Raw genomic sequence first — 19,104 nt, 5'->3', positions numbered from 1 at the left:
GTCATTATACACCCCTCACCAGAGAATGCAAGAATTTAAATTTGACTTTTTTATGAAGGAATCAATTCTGGTCTTTTTATAAAAGGCGTTATTTGAAAAGAAATCACGAGTGAAATTTCTGAAAACAAAAAACCTTCGTTTCCCTGATGGAAAACGAAGGTTGCTATTTTTTCATTCCGCCGATTATAAATAACGGTCATTTTTTCTTTCGGCGCCATAAAATCAAGAAAACGATCAGCAGCAGGATAACACCTGCGATCAATAAGGTATAACTTGGCGCTTCATTGGTTTTAGGTAATGTTTTTTCGCCATCGGCAGTTGCGTCTGCCTCTTTCGAAGAAGTCGTTGTCGCTGTTTCTTGGGCTGTCGTCGAAGTTGCCGTCGCTTCTTCAGTCGTACTCGTTTGCGTGCCTGTAGGCAGATACATGGAATCATTTGCCGCTTGAATGATATAAGAGATCCGTCCGGGGACAAAGGCACCTGGATCAACTTGCATCTCTTGTTCCATCTGATTCAAATTGGTCAAAATTGAGATCATCCATTCGTTGGAAACGGCTTGATTCAAATGTAAAAAGACTCCGTCTGCTGGATAGACGACCTGTAAATATTCCTGCAACTGATCCACGACAGGAATCAAGTCAGCAAAACTGGCGTAGCTATTCGCATCAAAAGCCAGTTGCGGCTCAATGGCTTCCCAGGATAACGTCTGATCGACAAACAAGGCACCGATGATTTTTGCCAAGTAAGCAATATCAAAGCCCATCGCATCACTAGAATAACGTAGCGCTAGGCGATTGCCATTGGTCAATTCTTCATCTGTCAACTGGTCCAACTGTTCTTGGGTAAATGCGGTCACACTGCCTTCAGTGATCCCTTGGGTTAAGGCGCTACGAAGCGAACTAGGTTCATCGGCTAACGTGTTGATCTCATTGACGTTTTGCGTCCCTGTCTCTGCTTGGATCGAGGCAATAACGGCTTCGGAATCGACTGGCTCTTGATTCTCGTCAGCTGTAGTTTCTGAAGTAGCGGATTGATCCGTTTCTTGGTTTTCATCTGTACTTTCTTGGGCAGAATTTTGAATCTGCTCACTGTCTGTTTGCCCTTCTGATGAAAGCGTCTCGCTAACGGCAACCGGATTGTCACTTCCACTCGTAGCCGTTTCATCTGCATGAACCATCATTGGTGAAAATGCCAGCGTCATTAGTCCGAACCAAATTATTTTTTTCATCATCATTGCCTCCTCGAATGGGATTTCTCCCTTTGTAACGAAACTGTAACATAAAGGCCTCGTTTCCGCAATCAATTTAGTAACTTCTTAAAAAAAACCTCCATCTTTATCAGATAGAGGTTTTACCATTATTTTATCGTTGCCACATGCATGACTGCTTGACCTGCGTTTGTTTCCGCGATCGGTAACAGTTCAACGTTGGCTGCTTGGTCCATATTGGTGATAATGACAAGCATCTCAGAAGCTTTGCCTTTAGCCGTCAACTGCGCCAAATCGACTTGGGCAACTTGGGTGACTGGTGTCACGGCTTGGCCTTCCTCCACCAGGATTTTAAAAGGTGCTCCTTGCAATTCCACGGTGTCGACACCCATGTGTAGCAGAATCTCTAGTCCGCTGGCAGTCTTGATCCCCAATGCATGTTTCGTTGGGAAAATCGTCGTGATCGTTCCTGCTGCTGGTGCAAAGATCGCTCCATTGTCTGGCAAGACAAAATACCCATCGCCCATCATTTTTTGCGAAAATACCGGATCACTTGATGCACTGATTGATTTTGTCGTGCCTGTTGCTACTGCGTATAAGGGTGTATCGATCGTTGTTGCTGATGAATTTGCTGCCGTTTCCTTTGCCGCCGTTTCACTCGTTTCTTTTGGTTGCGGTTGCACGGAAGTGACGGTTGCAGCTGGTTTTGCCTCCTCTGCCTCGCTTTCTTTGACTGCTTCTAAGCGATCTTTAGGAATCCCAAAGAAGTAGGTGGCAACGAAGCCGCCAGCATAGCCTGCTAACAAGCCGAAAATATAGCCCATCCAACGGCCGTTGGCAATCAATGGAATCAAAGCTAGCCCTGATGGTCCAATCGCCGTTGCGCCGATATTTGTCAAAGCGCCAATGACCGCACCACCGATCCCACCACCAATACAAGCAGTGATAAATGGTCGACCTAATGGCAATGTCACTCCGTAGATCAATGGTTCGCCGATACCTAAGATCCCAACTGGCAATGCACCTTTGATCATTTCAGAAAGCTCTTTGTCTTTACGTAGTCGTACCCATAAGGCGAAAGCTGCTCCGACTTGACCGGCACCAGCCATGGCTAAAATCGGTAATAATTGCGTGCTGCCTGTTGCTTCGATCATTTGGATGTGGATCGGGGTTAAAATTTGATGCAAACCAAACATGACCATTGGTAGGAAGGCCGCCCCTAAGACAAACCCAGAAAACGCACCGCCCACATTCAAGACCCAAGTGATTGAACCGACTAAGCTGTCAGAGATCAGACCTGCCAATGGCATGATCAAGAAAATCTCCGTCAAACCGATGATCAACAAACACAACGTCGGAGTCACGATAATATCGATCGCTTCAGGAATCACTCGATGCAGCACTGCCTCTAATTTCGCCAAAAGCCATACAGCGAAGATCACACCGATGATCCCTCCTTGGTTGGCAGCTAAAGCTTCGCCGGTGAACAAGTTTTGGATCGGGGCTTCTGGGTTCATACCGGTCAGCAAGATGATCGAACCGATCACTCCACCAAGGGTTGGATTGGCTTTAAAGACCTGCGCAGCATTGACCCCAGTAAAGATTGCTAAATAGGTGAACATCCCATTTCTTAGGACGTTTAAAATCATGACATAATAATTCCAAGTGTCTCCATATAAATTTCCAGCAGTGATCATGTTGGTCAGAACGGAGGCGATCCCTGCAACGAGTCCTGCACCAACGAAGGCTGGAATCATTGGAACAAAGATATTTGAAATGTCTTTCAGCAGCGACTTCAATGGTGATGATTTTTGTTTGGCTTTTTGGGCTGCTTTCATCTCTGCCGTTTTTTCTGATAACGCCTCTTTGCCTGATTTTTGCTGCGGGATCTCTTGCCCTAAATCAACACCGGCTTTTGCCACCATTGCGTTAGCTACTTTGTTGACTTTCCCTGGTCCGATAATGACTTGCAGCTGCTCGTCATTGACGACACCCATCACGCCGGGAATCTCTTTTAACCCTTGTTGATCGACCTTGTCGTGGTCGCGGACGGTCATTCGTACGCGAGTCATACAGTGATTGACTGTTTCTACGTTGTCCATTCCGCCGGCTTCTTGAAAAATCTTCTCCGCTAACTCTTCTACCGTCAGTGTTTCTTTTGCCATTACTTTTCTCCTCCTAACGCCGTTTTGACAAACCCTTGTGCCGTGGCAAGTTTTGCTTGTGCTTCGTCTTTCGTGCTATCCGTCAACAGCATCACGATCGCCAATTTGACATTCTGATCTGCTTCTTCAAATGCTGCAGCGGCTGTTTCATAATCAGCTTCAGTTGCCTGCATGATGATCCGTTTTGAGCGTTCCACCAATTTTTCGTTGGTCGCTTTCACGTCGACCATCAAATTATTGTAGACTTTACCGATCCCTACCATCGATAACGTCGAGATCATATTCAAAATCAATTTTTGGGCAGTTCCTGATTTCAAACGAGTCGAACCCGTCAGAAACTCTGGGCCACAATCGACTTCAATTGGAAAGCTGGCATGTTGAGAGATCTCCGCATCTTTGTTACAAGCGATCGTAGCCGTTGTGGCACCAAGCTCATTGGCGTAATCAAGAGCCCCAATCACGTAAGGCGTTCTACCACTGGCAGCGATCCCGATCACCATGTCATTTGGGTTCAACTTCAGATCGACAAGGTCTTGTTTCCCTAGCGTTAAGGAGTCTTCTGCTCCTTCGACAGCGACCGTCATCGCTTCTTCACCACCGGCGATCAGACCGACCACCATCTCAGGTGATACCCCAAAGGTTGGGACACATTCGGCCGCATCCAAGACGCCTAATCGACCACTTGTCCCAGCGCCAAGATAAATCAAGCGTCCGCCTTTTTTAAAAGCAGCGATAGTTTGTTCAATCACTTTTTCAATACTAGGAATTTCATTTTCCACCGCATAGGCAACTTTTTGATCTTCTTGGTTCATTTTTTGACACGCTTCTAAAATTGTCATTTCATCTAAATTACTCGTTTCGCTATTGCGTCGTTCAGTCGTTAATTTGTCTAAATTGATTTTATTCATTGGAATCATCTCTTTCTAATTTAAATCGCATCCCTGCTTTGATTTGTTGGATCAAAGGCAGATCAGCTGGTATCACCTGAGCGGCGAGGTTGACTTTTGGGTCTGCTGGCAAAGGACGTTTGCACACTTGAATCTCTCCCATATAGCGCAAATACTCTTGGTTATCGATCGTCACAGCACCAATTGTCCGCTCTTGACTAAGTTCAGGTTTGACTTCTGGAATAGCATTGAAACGGGCATCAGCACTGCGCAAGACATCCCGAGCTTCATCGTAACGATTCTGGTGATCCCCTAGTACGTGTTCAAAGTAAGTAGAACCAAGATCTTTGACCCGCAAAACGATCCGCGCTTCTTGCAGATACGTCGCAAACTGCTGCGCACTTTTTGCAGAAACCATCCCATCACCAATGTAAACAGCATCAACTGAGCCAGTAGCCAACAAGTCGATCGCTGCGGCAAAAGGCGACCAGTTGCGGTGTCTTTCCAGTGTGGGTAATCCTTGAAATAACGGTCCGCGTTTCTTGGCATCTCCTGGAACAAAGGCTTGGACGAAAAAGCCTTGTGCTTTCAACCAGCGGTTCTTCTCCTGAAACCAGTCAGCATCCAGTCCTGTTTCTGGTCGGGGGTAATAATTGTGCCAAGCTTCCAAACGAGTAAAATCAGCTCCATACGTCTGCAGCTCTCGAATGTCTTTTTCCGTTAATGTACTGGCATTCAAACTAATGGTCATTTCTTTTGAAAAAGCAGCGATTTGTTGATTGTCGATGGCATAGTCCATTCGTAAACCAGTTACACCGATCTCCCTTAGTTCCGCCAGATTGTCGATGGAAAAGCCCGCTTCTGCTAAGGCGTTTCCAGAAATATCTACCATTAAAGACAGCTGATGGTCTTTTGCGAAACCTCCCAAGTCCGTCAGACGCTGCCGATAGGTACTGCGATCGTCTTCTGGTATGTGCATGGAGGTGAAAATCCCTTTAAAGCCTGATGCCATCGCAGTCATCTGCTCAAGTTCTGCTGCCGTCAAGTCTTCGTTCATAAATACAGAAAAGCCGAACATCTCTTTGCCTCCTTGGTGAGTCACTATCGTGATACCGTTTTCTATAAAAGCATTATAACTGATTCTCTCCCTGTTCGCAACTATATTTCATAATTAAATCATAAATATAGAAATATCGTTTCATTTAATAAGAAAGCTTTACCGTTTAAACTTTCTTATGCCCTTCTTTCTGCACTTGTGGTACACTTTATTAGGAACGAAACTTGCTTTCGTCATTTTTACATAGTAGGAGGAATCACATCATCAATGATTACAATGGATGATATTATTCGCGAAGGCAATCCAACCTTGCGTGAAGTAGCAAAAGAAGTACCATTTCCTTTGAGCGAAGAAGATATCGCACTAGGAAAAGAAATGATGACCTTTTTAGAAAACAGCCAAGACCCAGTCAAGGCAGAAGAACTCGAATTAAGAGGTGGTGTTGGTCTAGCAGCTCCTCAATTAGATATTTCAAAACGAATCACAGCGGTCCTCGTCCCTAGCAGCGACCCAGAAAAAGCAGAACCTGATTTTAAAGATGTTCTTTACAATCCTAAAATTCTAAGTCATTCCGTGCAAGAAGCTTGTTTGGGTGAAGGCGAGGGCTGCCTGTCCGTGGACCGTGAAGTCCCTGGCTACGTGGTACGCCATGCCCGGATCACGATCAGCTATTACGACATCAACGGCAAAAAGAAAAAAGTTCGTTTAAAGAACTATCCTGCGATCGTCATTCAGCATGAGATCGATCATTTGAACGGGGTCATGTTCTACGATCATATCAATCAACAAAATCCTTTTTCATTGAAAGAAGGCATTTTAGTCATCGACTAACTAAAAAGTCTCTACCGACATTTTGCGGCAGAGACTTTTTTTTCTTCTATATTATTGAGTATCCTCTGGATATCTTCCTTCAAGGTTTTGGCGTTAATTGCCTTTTGCTAGGCTTTCTTGATGATCGGCTTTGATTTTTTCTAATAACGCCGGTTGTTCAAAAAGATCTAACGCGGTCAGCGCTAAAAGTTCAGCCGCGATAGCGATCGACTGCAAGCCTTTTTCACTCTTGGCAGCGGCTTTGAATTCTTCCGAATGACCCGCAATGTAGTCATCTGAAATCGAAACGGTGGGTTGGATCGTCGGGATCACTTGACTGACATTGCCGACATCAGAAGAACCAAGACTTGTTTTGGCTTCCGTATCGATCTCATCGGCAGGTACGCCCGCTTCTTGGGCATGGGCAAAGAAGATCTCATCAAAACTTGGTGTCACGATCACATCGTCGACGGAGTTTTGGAACAAGCCGAATTCATAGGTCGCTCCCGTGGCTAAAGCGGCTCCTTTGACGATGTTTTCGACTTTCTCGTAGACATCGTTCAAGGTCGCACGATTGGCTGCTCGTAAATAAAAACGACCGGCTGCATATTCTGGCACGACATTGGCTGCCACGCCACCATCGGTGATCACACCATGAATATTGACGTCTTTTGGTAAGTGCAGACGCAATCCATTGATCCCGTTAAAGACTTGCAGCAATGCTTCTAACGCGTTGATGCCTTTTTCTGGTGCAGCTGCCGCATGGGAAGCTCGACCATAGAACTTGATATCCACTGGATCATTGGCTAATGACGCTGTCGTTTTGCCATAGCGATGGGCTGGATGGACACAAAGAGCGGCATCGACATCATTGAAGAACCCTTCACGGACAAAACTGCCTTTAGCGGAACCATTTTCCCCACCTTCTTCTCCTGGCGTCCCATAGACTCGAATCTCCCCGCCTAGCTCATCGATGAAAGGTTGCAGGGCACTGGCTGCTAAGACGGAATAAGTCCCGAAGAGATTGTGCCCACAAGCATGACCGATCCCTGGTAACGCATCGTACTCAGCTAAAAAGGCAATCGTCGGGCCCGGTTTTCCACTGACATAGCGGGCATCAAAGCCGGTGCGATGTCCTGCGACATCCTTTTTAACAGCAAAGCCTTCTTTTTCTAATTGGGCGATCAGGGCATCGGCTGAGTAAAACTCATAGTTGCTGACTTCTGGGTGATTATGGATATCTAATGCCAAGGCTTGATAAGCGGCTAAACGCTCTTGGATAAATGGTTTAATCGTTGCTTTTGTAATAGTTGCTGTTGTCATAATCAAATCTCTCCTTTTTTATACATGTTTTTTCAATTTTATATCAAATTACGTGGTACTTATTTTGCCCCAAAGGTTTCCCAAGCAGGAACACTTGATCCTTTTGACGTTTCCTCGATGACTTTTTTCGTATCCTCTGTTTGGTAAGCAGCAACCACTTTTTGGTAAACTTCATTGTCTTCATCTTCTTTACGGGCGGCAATGATGTTGACGTAAGGACGGGCCGTTTCATCAACAGGCTCTAAAAAGATTGCATCTTCGGTAGGCACAAATCCTGCATCTACCGCCATGCCGCTATTGATAACAGAAACATCGACATCGGAAAGTGCCCGGGCTGTTTGCGCTGCATCAAGTTCCGAAATTTCTAAATTCAAACGGTTTTCAGTAATATCCGCGACCGTTGGTGTTTGTCCGGCTGCTTCATCCACTTTGATCAATCCAGCTGATTGTAACAAGAGTAATGCCCGACCACCATTGGTCACATCATTCGGGATCGCAACTTTAGCTCCTTCAGCCAAGTCGTTGACATCCGTCACTTTGTCGGAATAAATGCCTAATGGCGCGTTGACTGTATTGCCGATCGATACGAGATCGGTACCAAATTCTTTATTATAATTGTCCAAGAAAAATTGGTGTTGGAATGAATTGAGGTCAATGGAACCATCCGCTAATGCTGCGTTGGGTTGATTGTAATCAGAGAATTGGACATATTCTAAATTGATGCCTTCGTCTTTCAAACGATCTTTGACATCATCCCAGACATCGGTGTCCGCGCCAATCACTCCTAATTTCACAGTGACTTCTTCTTGATCAGTGGCTGCGGCACTGCCATTGTTTCCGCATCCTGTAATAAATAATAATGCTGCCCCTAAGACGATTGATTGTACGATTTTTTTCATTTTTTCTTCCTCCATAGACTTGCTTGTTTTTTTATTTGTACGTAAGTGGTGGTCAGTGTGATACTCGTTTAATGAGTAGGTTGCTGACAAATTGACTGATAAAAACGAATACTAAGATGATCAAGGTCGCCATGATCGTGACATCGGTCTGGAATCGGTTGTACCCGCGGGTGATGGCTAAGTTACCTAAACCGCCAGCGCCAACTGCTCCTGCCATGGCGGTCAATCCGATCACATTGATCACGGTCAATGCAGAGACCCGAATGATTCCCGCCACGCCTTCTGGCAAATAGACCCGAAAAATGATGCCGAAAGGACTGGTGCCCATCGCTTCGGCTGCTTCCACGACACCGGGGTCAACTTCTAGCAAGGCAATCTCGATCTGCCGAGCAAAGAAAGGAATGATCCCAGCAATCAGAGGAACCAATGCTGCTGTTTCGCCGATCGTCGTTCCCACAAGAAATCGGGTAAAGGTTCCTAGCAACGTCAATAAGATAATAAAAGGGATCGAGCGGACCACATTGATGACCTTATCGAGAAATTCAAAGAGTGGTCGATTTTCTAAAATTCCACTCGGTCGAGTCACTACCAGGACGATCCCTAACAAGATGCCTAAGATGCCCGCGATCAAGGAGGTCCAAAAAACCATATACAAGGTTTGGATCGTTGCTGCGACAAATTCATCTTGGATCGCAACAACATTGGGAAAATATCTTTCTAATAAGGCAGCCATCTAAAATCCTCCTTTAATCACATTGTTTAATGGTTCTGCATGATTTTCTTTTAAAATATTGGTGTACACTCCTTGAGACTTCAAATATTCTAAGGCATGTTTGCGCTGTTGGTACTCTCCGGATAAGCTAACGACCAAGCTGCCGATCGGCACTTCTTGCAAGATCTCCACGTTACCGTAAAGAATATTGGTGGTCACTTTGTAGCGACTGTACAATTGGGCGATCAGTGGTTCATTGGTTTGATCCCCCACGTAGGACAGCTCCACCAGCCATTCATTCGGTGCCAAGGAAGAAAACTTCGAACTGCCGAGGATCGTTTCTAAGGCTTGGTCGATGTGCGTCGCCGTTCGGATGAAATCTTTGGTCAATGGTTTTTCTGGTTGGCTAAAAATCTGAACGCTCGAACCTTGCTCAATAACTTCACCGTCTTCCATCACTGCCACTTTGTTGCAGATTTCTTTGACAACTTGCATTTCATGGGTAATGATCACGATGGTCAAACCGAGAGTCCGATTTAATTTTTTCAACAAAGCCAATATCTGTAAGGTCGTTTTCGGATCAAGGGCGCTAGTTGCCTCATCGCACAGCAAGATCTCTGGATCATTTGCCAAAGCTCTGGCAATGGCGACCCGCTGCTTTTGCCCTCCAGATAGTTGGCTAGGAAACGCTTGGGCTTTTTCTTCCAATCCAACAAGCGTCAGCAGCTCGGTTACTTTTTGATGACGTTCCTGTTTGGACCGTCCCCCATATTTCAAGGAAAAATCCACGTTATCAAAAACATTGCGGCTGTCCATCAAGTTGAAGTGCTGAAAGATCATTCCGATCGTTTTCCGTTTTTCTCGCAGGTCTTTCGCAGAAAGTGTGGTCAGCTCCGTGCCGTTGACGACGACGCTGCCGCTGCTTGGGCGCTGCAATAAGTTGATCACACGGACGAGTGTACTTTTCCCGGCGCCTGAGTAACCCACGATGCCGTACACGTCCCCTTTGTCGATCTCGATCGATACGTTTTTGACCGCTTGGATCGCGGGTTTCTTTGATTGATTGAATGTTACTGATATATCTTTTAATGAAATCATCGTCTTCCCCCTAGTTCTTGTCTTTTTCAATAAAAAAAGGCATCCTCAAACAAGTCACCTGTGACTTGTTTGAGGACGCCTTTTTGCGTGTTACCACCTCAGTTTAAGCTGTACTCGCATACAGCTCCTTTTCGAGTACGATCATACTCTAGCCAGATAACGGTCGCTACCGTCGTCGCCTTGCAAACTACTGCTCGGAACGAATCACTCCTTGGCCATTTTCTAAAAGTCGTTTGATGCTTCTTTTCAGCTACCGAAGCTCTCTGTTGAAAAAACGTGCTTTTGTACTTACCAATTCTTCGTGTGTGGTGCTATTTGATTTTTGTGTATAAAAAAAGTCCTTTTACCAGCGTTTGCTAGTAAAAGGACGAATACTCGTGTTACCACCTTTTGTTTAGAAGGTTTCCCTTCCCTCAACCCAACGTCTAGCCGTGCTAGAGATTGGTGCACTTTGTAACGGTAGTGCGCATCCGTGATTGCCTACTTATCGACAATCAATCCTCCAAGGCCATTTTTCATCGCTTCTGACTTGACTCTTTCCACCAACCAGAGTCTCTCTTTAAAGTATCCGCGGTTACTTTCCTTCTCAACAGATTCATTATTCTTGTTGAGTTGTACTTTACTGGAAAATGAACGTCTTGTCAACAAAAAATCACAATTTTTTCATCTAAGTGTTCCCCAAGACTGCCGATAGCGTCCTTGCCAGAATGGTTTACGCCTCAATTTTGATAGAGCATGCCTTTTTCTGCTAACTGTTGTTTGGCTTTTTCCAGAGCCGCAGGATCGGTATAACGCAGCGTATGCAAGTGCACCCCGTTGGTTAAATCAGAGAGCAAGCGGGCTTCTGCATGTTGGGTTTTGTTGATGAAATCAGTCACGTCTTGGTCTGTTTGAATCTGCAAATTGCCAGTGATCTCTCCATAGATTTCATGTTCAACGATGACATCGACCACTTCCACGCCACAAGCGACAAAAATCCGCAATTCTTCTTCGGTTTGTTCAGGCCGATGCTGCACCGCTAGCTTGCTGACATGCCCCGCCTCATTCAACAGTGCTTGCAGTCGATAGCCGCGAGCAGTGGCCGCGATCGCTTCACCGGCTGCTCGCAGCAAGGCAATGTCCCCAACGATGATTTGGCGACTGACTCCTAGTGATTCTGCCAGTTTGCTGGCACTGATCGCTTTGTCCGCTTGCTTCAATGCCGCTAAAATCGTTTCTCGACGTGTTGCTCCATCCATACTCATTCCTCCAATTGATTCTCTTGATAGGTTTTTGAGTGTTTCATAATTGATTGAAACATGGCTAAAATCGTTTCCTCATAGGCTTGATTTGAAATCGCCTGCCGAATATTTTCCAGCACTTTCTCTTCACGATTTTCATCTAAAACCGGCAACTGACTACTTTTCTTCAATTGCACGATTTCATTGACTGTACTCATGCGTTTTTCTAAAAGATGCGTGAGCTGCCAATCAAGGTCATCGATCGCCGCTCGCTGAACAGCCAAAGGATCTTGCTGGTTGTTTTCTTCTTCCAAGTCGATCGTCTTGATGACCCGTGCCGGATTTCCCGCCAGCACAACATTGTCTGGGAATGATTTTGTGACCACACTGCCAGCCCCCACCACGACATTGTTGCCTAAGCGGACCCCTGGCAAAATCGTGGCCGCGCCACCGATCCATGCGTTGTCGCCAATCACGATCGGTGCTCCTAATTCTAAGCCACTGTTTCGTTTGACCGGATGTAATGGATGAGTCGCCGTAAACAACCGAACATTGGGTGCCAGCATACAATTGTCACCAAAGGTAATCGGGCAAACATCTAGTAACACACAGTCGTAGTTAGCATAGAAGTTTTTGCCGACAGAAATATTGTAGCCATAATCAAAGCGGACATTCGGTTCGATATAGATTCGACCAGTCACAGAGCCGAAAGTTTCTTTTAGTAACTGCTCTTTGATTTTTGTATCAGTTTCTTGGTTGATCAGGTTCATTTGTTCACGGGCATATTTCCGGTCTGCCACCAATTCTGGATCTGGGGAAAAGTACAATTCGCCAGCAATCATTTTCTCTTTTTCGGTACGTTGTGTCATATCATAAACTCCTTCATTCAATTTTCTGGAAAAACGTTTCGGCTGCTGCGGTCAACATGCCATATTCATTCGGGATCGCCAATGGTTCCTTATTGATGACCAACACCTGCTGGCTGTAATCGACTAGCCCTGCAAAAGGATAGACTTGCAGCGAAGTCCCCACGACCACCGTCAGGTCGGCTTGAGCAACGGCTTGAATGGCTCCCTCAATGGTTTCATCCGTAAATCCTTCCCCATAAAGCACGATCGCCGGCCGAATCTGACCGTCACATCCTGCATGGTGCCAATCCTGCAAATACGCTTGCCAAGGTACCGGATTACCGCATTTTCGGCAATAACAGTTGTACAAAGAGCCGTGAAAATCGATTCTTTGGTGACTCCCCGCTTTTTCATGCAGTCCATCGATGTTTTGTGAAACGACCCAAACTGTTTTTTTCGTTTGCAGCGCAGCCATTTTTTGATGAATGATGTTCGGCTGGGCCTGAGGATGGTAGAGGTGCTTGACGAACTGATAAAATGTTTCCGGTTCGTTTTCTAAACAGTCATGGCTTAACAAATACTCTGGCTGGGCCAGTCCTTGATAGACCCCTTTTAAGGAACGGTAATCAGGAATGCCCGATGGGGTTGAAACACCGGCACCCGTCAAAAAGGTCACGGATGATGCGGCGGTGACCGTTGCGATTGCTTGCTCAATAGATACCTTCATCGTTCTAACTTCCTTTATGGCTTTTCTCTTATTCTAACCGAAAAAGAACCGTTTTTGCGAAAAATCAGCCATTTTCTTTTTTAAAAGCAACTAATGCTTTTTCTTGCGGAATTGCTTATAATAAATGCAATAAATACAAGAAGAATGGGAAAACCAAATGAAAATTTTGATTATCGAAGACAACAATGAGATCAGCGAAATGTTGGCTACTATTTTAGCAGCTGACTATACCGTCCAGCAAGCCTATTCAGGCACGGAAGGTCTGCTGCTTTTTCAGCAAGATGCTTTCGACTTGATTTTGCTAGATCGAATGCTCCCTGGTAAAGATGGGACACAAGTCTTGCAAGAGATTCGCCAAACCTCCACGGTCCCCGTCATTATCTTGACTGCCTTAGATGAACCAGCCGATGTTTCCACCCTTTTGCTGGCGGGTGCCAATGATTACTTGACCAAACCCTTCAATGTCGAAGAATTAAAGGCACGTATCATTGTTCAATTGCGAACAAATAAACAACCCCCTCCAGTTGCCAGCAGCCACTCGTATAAAAACATTCAACTGTTGCCTGACTCGTTTCAGCTGCAACGAGGAGAGGCAACGGTTCAGTTAAAGAAAAAGGAGTTTGAGATTTTTTCCCTGCTCTTAGCGAACCCCAAAAAAGTTTATACCAAAGAAATGCTCTATGAAGCTGTTTGGCAAGAACCTTACTACGGTGAAGAAAACACGATCAATGTCCATATCAGCCATTTACGCAGCAAAATCAAAACACTCGATCCAGATGAAGCGTATATCGATACTGTCTGGGGCATCGGCGTCAAGCTAGCTTAAAAAGGAGGAACCTCATGCATATACTTCAGTTTTTCGCCGCTCTGATCGTTGTGTTATTGTTTGGCTATTGGTTTTTCTTACTATATGATCTAAAAAAGTACCACCAGCAATTAACAAGAATCAGCGAAATCGAAACAAATCAAGAGATCCATTTACAGACCCGCGTCCCCGCTTTAAAAGCGATCGCCTTGTTAAACAATCAGATACTTAGAAAAAATAAGCAGCAACACTATCAAATGCTGCAAGAAAACCAGCAGTTGGAACAAGCCATTCAAAATATCTCTCACGACTTACGCACACCTTTGACGGTCGCCAGCGGCTACACACAACTGCTGCAAGCCGATGCGACCCTCACCCCGCAACAACTACAGCTGCTGGATAAAGTCAGCAGCAACCTAGAAAAAGTCGAAAATCATCTGGAACAGTTGTTGACCTATCAGCGTCTCAAAGACAATCAGCTCGCTTTGACTTTGGAAGAATTCAATCTTTCTCGTTTATTGGAAGAAGAACTGCTCCAGCTTTATCCTTCTTTTGAGGAAAACCATTTATCACTGACGGTTGCGATCCAACCCAACATCATGATCATTTCAGATAAAAAAAGCTGGCAACGAATTTTCCAAAATGTCCTTGGTAACCTGCTGGAACATGGCAGTGAAACGGGGACGATCCGCTTGAATCAGCAAGGAGATCGCATCGTTTTCCAACAGGAAAATCAGCTGAGATCACCGATCCAGCACCCAGAAAAATTGACCCACCGCTTTTATACCGAAGACCTTTCACGGCATAAACAGCAAGCCGGACTTGGTCTGTATATCATCGCGGCATTGACTAATGCATTAGACGGCAAGATCCAATTGGATACAACCGAAGAGACGTTTCGTTTGACCCTTTTTTGGCAGCAGTCCGTTGAATCCCACTAACTCATGGCTATACACAAAAAACACCCAATCGCTCGACCTTCACTAGTCGATACGGTTGGGCGTTTTTCTGCTCTTACAATTCTTGTCTCTTAAACACCAGATGCGCAGCCAAGAGGCAAAGCAATAAACTGATCAGGCTCCCAAGAAAAATGGGTTGGACTGTTTCCCATGTTTGGAAAGTAGTCATGGTCACCATCTCTAAACCGCCTTGAAAGTCCAAGTATTCTAAAAACTTCCAGTTGGGTAAAGAGATTCGGGCAATCGCAAAGGCCATCGGAATAAAAATCGTCGCCAACACGCTGACCGCTGTATTTTTGGTCAAATACAAAACTAGCACTGCAAAAGAGGAAGTCGCTAATAAAATCAGTACAAAACTAACGAAATAATACAACAAGTTTTCTATCTGTGAAAGGTCATTATAACCAATCCCCCCAATAACCGTTCCCGCTACAAAGCTCACCAAACAAATCGCGACGATCTGTAAGACCAGCACCAATGTATAAACCAAGAATTTCCCAAAAAGATAAGCGGGTTTGGAGACACCAACGGTAATGATATTCTTCATGGTCCCTTTCGTGTACTCACTGCCTAAGACCTGCATCACCAATGGCAAGGAGTAATACAGCAACATGGAAGACAAACTGGTCTGGATCGCCAGAAAGCCAGTCATTTCCGTAAGGCTGCCTCCTGTTTGCGTACTATCCCCAAGAGTGACCCCTACACTACCATTGGAAACAACGGATAAAATCACCAACAATAAAATAATTCCTTCTGTGATCCAAAAACTTTTACTTCTTGATAAACGATACAAATCGGCTCGAATAAAATTCAACATCTTAATTTCCCCCTTCACTTGTTACTAACTCTTTGAAATACGACTCTAGATTTTCCCCTTCAAAAGAAATCCGGTCGATAGCGATCCCTTCATAAACCAGCTGACGGACCAGGTCACGAATCAACACATTCTCTTGATAAATATGAATTTTGTGGTCACTGACGACTTTATATTCGGAAATCAGCTGACTCTCTAGCAAGCGGCTAGCTGTGGCTACATCATCCACTTCTAATTGAATAAACCGTTTCGCCATCAGATCGAATTCGTGTTTGGTCATCTCTTTGATCAGACGCCCCTCACTAATGACCCCAAAACGTGTAGCCACTAGGTACAGCTCTTCTAAAATATGGCTGGAGATCAAAATCGTCATGCCACGTTCTTGATTCAATCGTAAAAGCAGCTCCCGAAATTCAACGATCGCTACAGGATCCAAGCCATTGATCGGCTCATCTAAAATTAGAAAATCCGGCTGATTCAATAAAGCAATCGCTAAGCCCAGTTTTTGTTTCATCCCTAAAGAAAAATCACGGTATTTCTTGTGGCCAACATTGGTCAATCCGACAAACGCCAATGCTTTACTGACCGCCTCAGGTTCCACCACCCCGCTGATTTTGCAATAATAGTTCAAATTTTGTTCAGCGGTCAATTGGTCGTAAGCGACTGGGGTCTCAATCACATTACCGACCCGTTTCAGCATCTGAGTGTACGCTTTGCCGCCTTCAACATCAAACAACTGCAGACTGCCACTAGTTGGTTGGATCAACTGAACGATCGCTTTTAATAGGGTCGTCTTCCCAGCACCATTTCTCCCCACCAATCCATAAATATCTCCCTTAGCGATCGTTAGATCGACATCATGTAGCGCCTGCTGTTTGCCGTAACGTTTGTTTAATCCTTTGATTTTAAGAACATTTTCCATTTTTACTTCCTCCTTGCTTGCTTCTGTGCTCATTCTAGCAAGCAGATCTAAATCAGCTATTAACTAATTATTAATTGATTCTTAACTCGTAGTTTTCTGCAAAAAACAGTTTATTTCTATTATACACAGCTGAAAATGAACCGATCTAGAAAAATCGTCTCTTTTCAGTAAACCCACCAATAGCAAATGTAGTAGATGATCTTTTCATTACTGCTCTTGCTCTTTGTTTTTTGCCTCACAAAGAAAGAGATTCCTTCATGACAAGGAACAAAAAACGTGGTAAACTAGTCACGAATCAAAGTGAGGTGAAATACATTGGTAGCAGCTATTATTTATTGGGCAATGATCATTATCAGTTTCGGTTGGTTGGCAGTCAGCTTATATTTCTCTATCTTCTATTTAGCACGTAAAGAAAATGGCAATTTATGGGCATTCGGCTTTTTAAATGTCATCACAGCAATCATTCAAGCCATCGTCCTTGTGGTTTACCGTACCTTCGGACAAGATTGGGGCGTTACACAATACTCAAGCCTCATCTATCTAGCACTTGGCTTATTGCTTGCTTTGACAGTCATCCAAGCTGTTTTAGGCCGTGAACCAAAAGCGAAAGTCGCTTAAGGGTTCCAATAGACACTCGTAAAAACGATCCGCTTTCTCTTTGATAAAAATAGGGAAATGGTCGTTTTTTTGTTAAAAAGAATTGACATTTGGGTGCTTTTCTTCTAAACTCTGAGAAGAATCAAATTAAATACGAGTACCCTTTAACATTTAGGTAGAGGTCGCGAGGTTCATTAATCCTGCTGAGTGAAGCAACACGTTTACAGCAGAGCTAGGGAACATCGCCGAAACAAGGTCGGTTTTGCTTGCATCGATTTTGTTGGGCCGCAAATGAACAATTTGCGGACTGTCTTAGCTTGTCTAAGTTGCGCTATGTTTTGTGAAAGGTTTGTCGACGATGACCTGTCAACAGCCGTTTTCCAATCATGGAGTACGGCTGTTTTTTTGCTTTTTCATCCTTACCTGCTTGTCCAACTCGTGAAAGGAAAGAGAAAAAATGAAAAAAAATAATTGGATCTGGGCAGTCTTCGCCCTCTGTCTAACCCTCATTCAGCTGCCCCTAACCGTGCAAGCGGATGACCAAACGCCTGCGGAACAATTCCGTGTCGGTATGGAGGCAGGCTATGCCCCATTTAACTGGACGCAAACGACGGACGCCAATGGTGCCGTGCCGATTTCTGGGGAAGAAGGCTCGGCGTTTGCCGGCGGTTACGATGTCCAGATCGCCAAACGAATCGCTGAAGGCTTAGGCAAAGAATTAGTGATCGTCAAAACTCAATGGGACGGTTTGCCGCCAGCTTTGCAAGCGGGGACTATCGATGCTGTGATCGCTGGTATGTCACCAACTGCCGAACGTCGCGAGCAAATTGATTTTACCGATCCTTACTATGAATCAGATTTGGTGGTAGTGGTTCGTAAAGATGGCGAGTTCGCCGATGCCAAAAGCCTCGCTGATCTTTCGGGGGCAAAAATCACTGCCCAGCTGAATACTTTCCATTATACCGTCATAGATCAAATCCCTGAGGTCCAAAAAGAACAAGCCATGCGGGACTTCTCCTCCATGCGCGTTGCTTTAGCTTCGGGCATCATTGACGGCTACGTCAGCGAACGTCCAGAAGGCGTCACTGCCGTCGGTGCAAATCCTGATTTGAAGATGGTCGAGTTCGATGAAGGAGCCGGTTTTGAAACCAACCCAGAAGACGTCCAAGTAGCAGTCGGAATGCGCAAAGGCGATCCCGATGTTGAAAAAGTCAATGAGATTCTTGCAGGAATTTCTGAAGAAGAACGGGTTTCCCTGATGGATCAAGCAGTCTTAGATCAACCTGCAGATGCCAGCGGAGAAACAGCAGATCAAGGTCTGATCGCTGATTTTAAAAAAATCATTGATGATTACGGCATGCTCTTTTTACGAGGCGCTGGCTTGACCTTATTCATCGCGATCCTTTCAACGATCATCGGATTGATTATCGGTCTTTTAGTCGGTATCTTCCGGACATTGCCGCTTTCAGAAAATCCAGTAGGACGTTTCTTCCAACGCATCGTCAATGGTTTACTGACCATTTATATCGAAGTTTTCCGCGGCACCCCAATGATGGTTCAAGCAATGGTTATTTTCTACGGAACTGCTCTAGCCTTTGGTGTCTCCATGAATCGCACGCTGGCAGCCGTGCTGATCGTTTCTATCAATACGGGTGCCTACATGTCTGAAATCGTTCGTGGGGGGATTTTTGCTGTAGATGACGGCCAATTTGAAGCAGCTCAAGCCATCGGAATGACCCATTGGCAAACCATGATCAAGGTCGTGTTGCCGCAAGTGATGCGCAATATTTTACCAGCTACCGGGAATGAGATCATTATCAATATCAAAGATACTGCCGTCTTAAGTGTCATCAGTGTTGCAGACCTCTTCTTCCAAGGTACATCAGCCGCTGGAACGAACTTCCAATACTTCCAAACATTTGCGATCATCGGTGTGATCTACTTAGTCTTGACCATCAGTGCCACCCAGATCTTGCGCTTTGTTGAACGCAAAATGGATGGTCCCAGTGCGTATGTCAAATTAGAAGACATCAACCCGAACGAATAAGGAGGAA

The 19,104-nt window shown here is 45.0% G+C and carries 18 protein-coding genes, 1 riboswitch and 1 other annotated feature; of the genes, 5 read left to right on the top strand and 13 right to left on the bottom strand.

The annotated features are described in order from the left end of the window. Positions 1 to 196: 196 nt before the first annotated feature. The 4 genes from IGJ01_RS01945 to IGJ01_RS01930 form a co-directional block, all read right to left on the bottom strand. Positions 197 to 1,228: an LPXTG cell wall anchor domain-containing protein gene (locus IGJ01_RS01945; RefSeq protein ID WP_430601333.1), complete on the bottom strand. Its 1,032-nt coding sequence runs from the start codon at positions 1,226 to 1,228 to the stop codon at positions 197 to 199. 128 nt (positions 1,229 to 1,356) lie between these two features. Then, positions 1,357 to 3,372, bottom strand: a complete 2,016-nt coding sequence (locus IGJ01_RS01940; protein ID WP_429970096.1) for a glucose PTS transporter subunit IIA — start codon at positions 3,370 to 3,372, stop codon at positions 1,357 to 1,359. After that, positions 3,372 to 4,280 carry an N-acetylmuramic acid 6-phosphate etherase gene (gene murQ, locus IGJ01_RS01935; RefSeq protein ID WP_042890168.1) on the bottom strand — a complete coding sequence of 303 codons (909 nt, stop codon included), beginning with the start codon at positions 4,278 to 4,280 and terminating at the stop codon, positions 3,372 to 3,374. Before murQ ends, IGJ01_RS01940 begins: the two co-directional genes overlap by 1 nt. Then, the gene (locus IGJ01_RS01930) at positions 4,273 to 5,337 is read right to left on the bottom strand and encodes a DUF871 domain-containing protein (protein WP_034878114.1); all 1,065 of its coding nucleotides are present in this window, start codon (positions 5,335 to 5,337) and stop codon (positions 4,273 to 4,275) included. Before IGJ01_RS01930 ends, murQ begins: the two co-directional genes overlap by 8 nt. Before the next feature lie 246 nt (positions 5,338 to 5,583). Between IGJ01_RS01930 and def the strand changes: the two genes are divergently transcribed. Beyond that, positions 5,584 to 6,147, top strand: coding sequence for a peptide deformylase (gene def / locus IGJ01_RS01925; protein WP_429947330.1), 564 nt, complete (start codon positions 5,584 to 5,586; stop codon positions 6,145 to 6,147). 93 nt (positions 6,148 to 6,240) lie between these two features. Here the strand turns inward: def and IGJ01_RS01920 are convergent, their stop codons facing one another. The 7 genes from IGJ01_RS01920 to IGJ01_RS01890 form a co-directional block, all read right to left on the bottom strand. Further along, positions 6,241 to 7,449 (bottom strand): M20 family metallopeptidase, encoded by a 1,209-nt coding sequence (locus tag IGJ01_RS01920; RefSeq protein WP_005232314.1) that lies wholly within the window; start codon positions 7,447 to 7,449, stop codon positions 6,241 to 6,243. A gap of 59 nt (positions 7,450 to 7,508) precedes the next feature. Then, positions 7,509 to 8,348 carry a MetQ/NlpA family ABC transporter substrate-binding protein gene (locus IGJ01_RS01915; RefSeq protein ID WP_008376213.1) on the bottom strand — a complete coding sequence of 280 codons (840 nt, stop codon included), beginning with the start codon at positions 8,346 to 8,348 and terminating at the stop codon, positions 7,509 to 7,511. Between the two features lie 52 nt (positions 8,349 to 8,400). Beyond that, positions 8,401 to 9,081 (bottom strand): methionine ABC transporter permease, encoded by a 681-nt coding sequence (locus tag IGJ01_RS01910; RefSeq protein ID WP_005232318.1) that lies wholly within the window; start codon positions 9,079 to 9,081, stop codon positions 8,401 to 8,403. Beyond that, the gene (locus tag IGJ01_RS01905; RefSeq protein WP_005232319.1) at positions 9,082 to 10,158 is read right to left on the bottom strand and encodes a methionine ABC transporter ATP-binding protein; all 1,077 of its coding nucleotides are present in this window, start codon (positions 10,156 to 10,158) and stop codon (positions 9,082 to 9,084) included. Positions 10,159 to 10,518: 360 nt separating this feature from the next. Further along, positions 10,519 to 10,757: a binding site (T-box leader), on the bottom strand. 120 nt (positions 10,758 to 10,877) lie between these two features. Further along, on the bottom strand, positions 10,878 to 11,402 hold the full coding sequence (locus IGJ01_RS01900) for a transcription repressor NadR (RefSeq protein ID WP_016619644.1): 525 nt from the start codon (positions 11,400 to 11,402) through the stop codon (positions 10,878 to 10,880). Further along, positions 11,399 to 12,247 (bottom strand): chorismate mutase, encoded by an 849-nt coding sequence (locus IGJ01_RS01895; RefSeq protein ID WP_034878116.1) that lies wholly within the window; start codon positions 12,245 to 12,247, stop codon positions 11,399 to 11,401. The genes IGJ01_RS01900 and IGJ01_RS01895 overlap by 4 nt, the downstream gene beginning before the upstream one ends. Positions 12,248 to 12,260: 13 nt before the next feature. Continuing rightward, positions 12,261 to 12,953: an NAD-dependent protein deacylase gene (locus IGJ01_RS01890; protein WP_005232325.1), complete on the bottom strand. Its 693-nt coding sequence runs from the start codon at positions 12,951 to 12,953 to the stop codon at positions 12,261 to 12,263. A 157-nt stretch (positions 12,954 to 13,110) separates the two neighbouring features. Between IGJ01_RS01890 and IGJ01_RS01885 the strand changes: the two genes are divergently transcribed. Continuing rightward, a complete protein-coding gene (locus IGJ01_RS01885) occupies positions 13,111 to 13,779 on the top strand; it encodes a response regulator transcription factor (RefSeq protein WP_005232327.1) in 669 nt (222 codons plus the stop codon). Positions 13,780 to 13,793: 14 nt separating this feature from the next. Then, on the top strand, positions 13,794 to 14,699 hold the full coding sequence (locus IGJ01_RS01880) for a sensor histidine kinase (RefSeq protein ID WP_005232328.1): 906 nt from the start codon (positions 13,794 to 13,796) through the stop codon (positions 14,697 to 14,699). Between the two features lie 73 nt (positions 14,700 to 14,772). On the opposite strand, the gene IGJ01_RS01875 is transcribed toward IGJ01_RS01880, so the two are convergent. Both IGJ01_RS01875 and IGJ01_RS01870 read right to left on the bottom strand, forming a co-directional pair. Beyond that, complete coding sequence (locus IGJ01_RS01875) at positions 14,773 to 15,534, bottom strand: ABC transporter permease (RefSeq protein ID WP_086332928.1); 762 nt, start codon at positions 15,532 to 15,534, stop codon at positions 14,773 to 14,775. Position 15,535: 1 nt separating this feature from the next. After that, entirely contained in the window at positions 15,536 to 16,453 is a 918-nt protein-coding gene (locus IGJ01_RS01870) for an ABC transporter ATP-binding protein (RefSeq protein WP_034878119.1), read from the bottom strand. Positions 16,454 to 16,768: 315 nt separating this feature from the next. Here IGJ01_RS01870 and IGJ01_RS01865 point away from each other — a divergent pair, with 315 nt between their 5' ends. Further along, positions 16,769 to 17,071, top strand: a complete 303-nt coding sequence (locus IGJ01_RS01865) for a hypothetical protein (protein WP_005232333.1) — start codon at positions 16,769 to 16,771, stop codon at positions 17,069 to 17,071. Between the two features lie 147 nt (positions 17,072 to 17,218). Beyond that, positions 17,219 to 17,392: riboswitch (Lysine riboswitch) on the top strand. Between the two features lie 115 nt (positions 17,393 to 17,507). Then, a complete protein-coding gene (locus IGJ01_RS01860) occupies positions 17,508 to 19,097 on the top strand; it encodes an ABC transporter permease subunit (RefSeq protein WP_005232337.1) in 1,590 nt (529 codons plus the stop codon). Positions 19,098 to 19,104: the final 7 nt, after the last annotated feature.

Source organism: Enterococcus sp. AZ089 (genome assembly GCF_050547225.1).
Taxonomy (GTDB): domain Bacteria; phylum Bacillota; class Bacilli; order Lactobacillales; family Enterococcaceae; genus Enterococcus_D; species Enterococcus_D entomosocium.
Note: the sequence above shows the minus strand (reverse complement) of the source record. Positions and strands in the feature narration are given on the sequence as shown.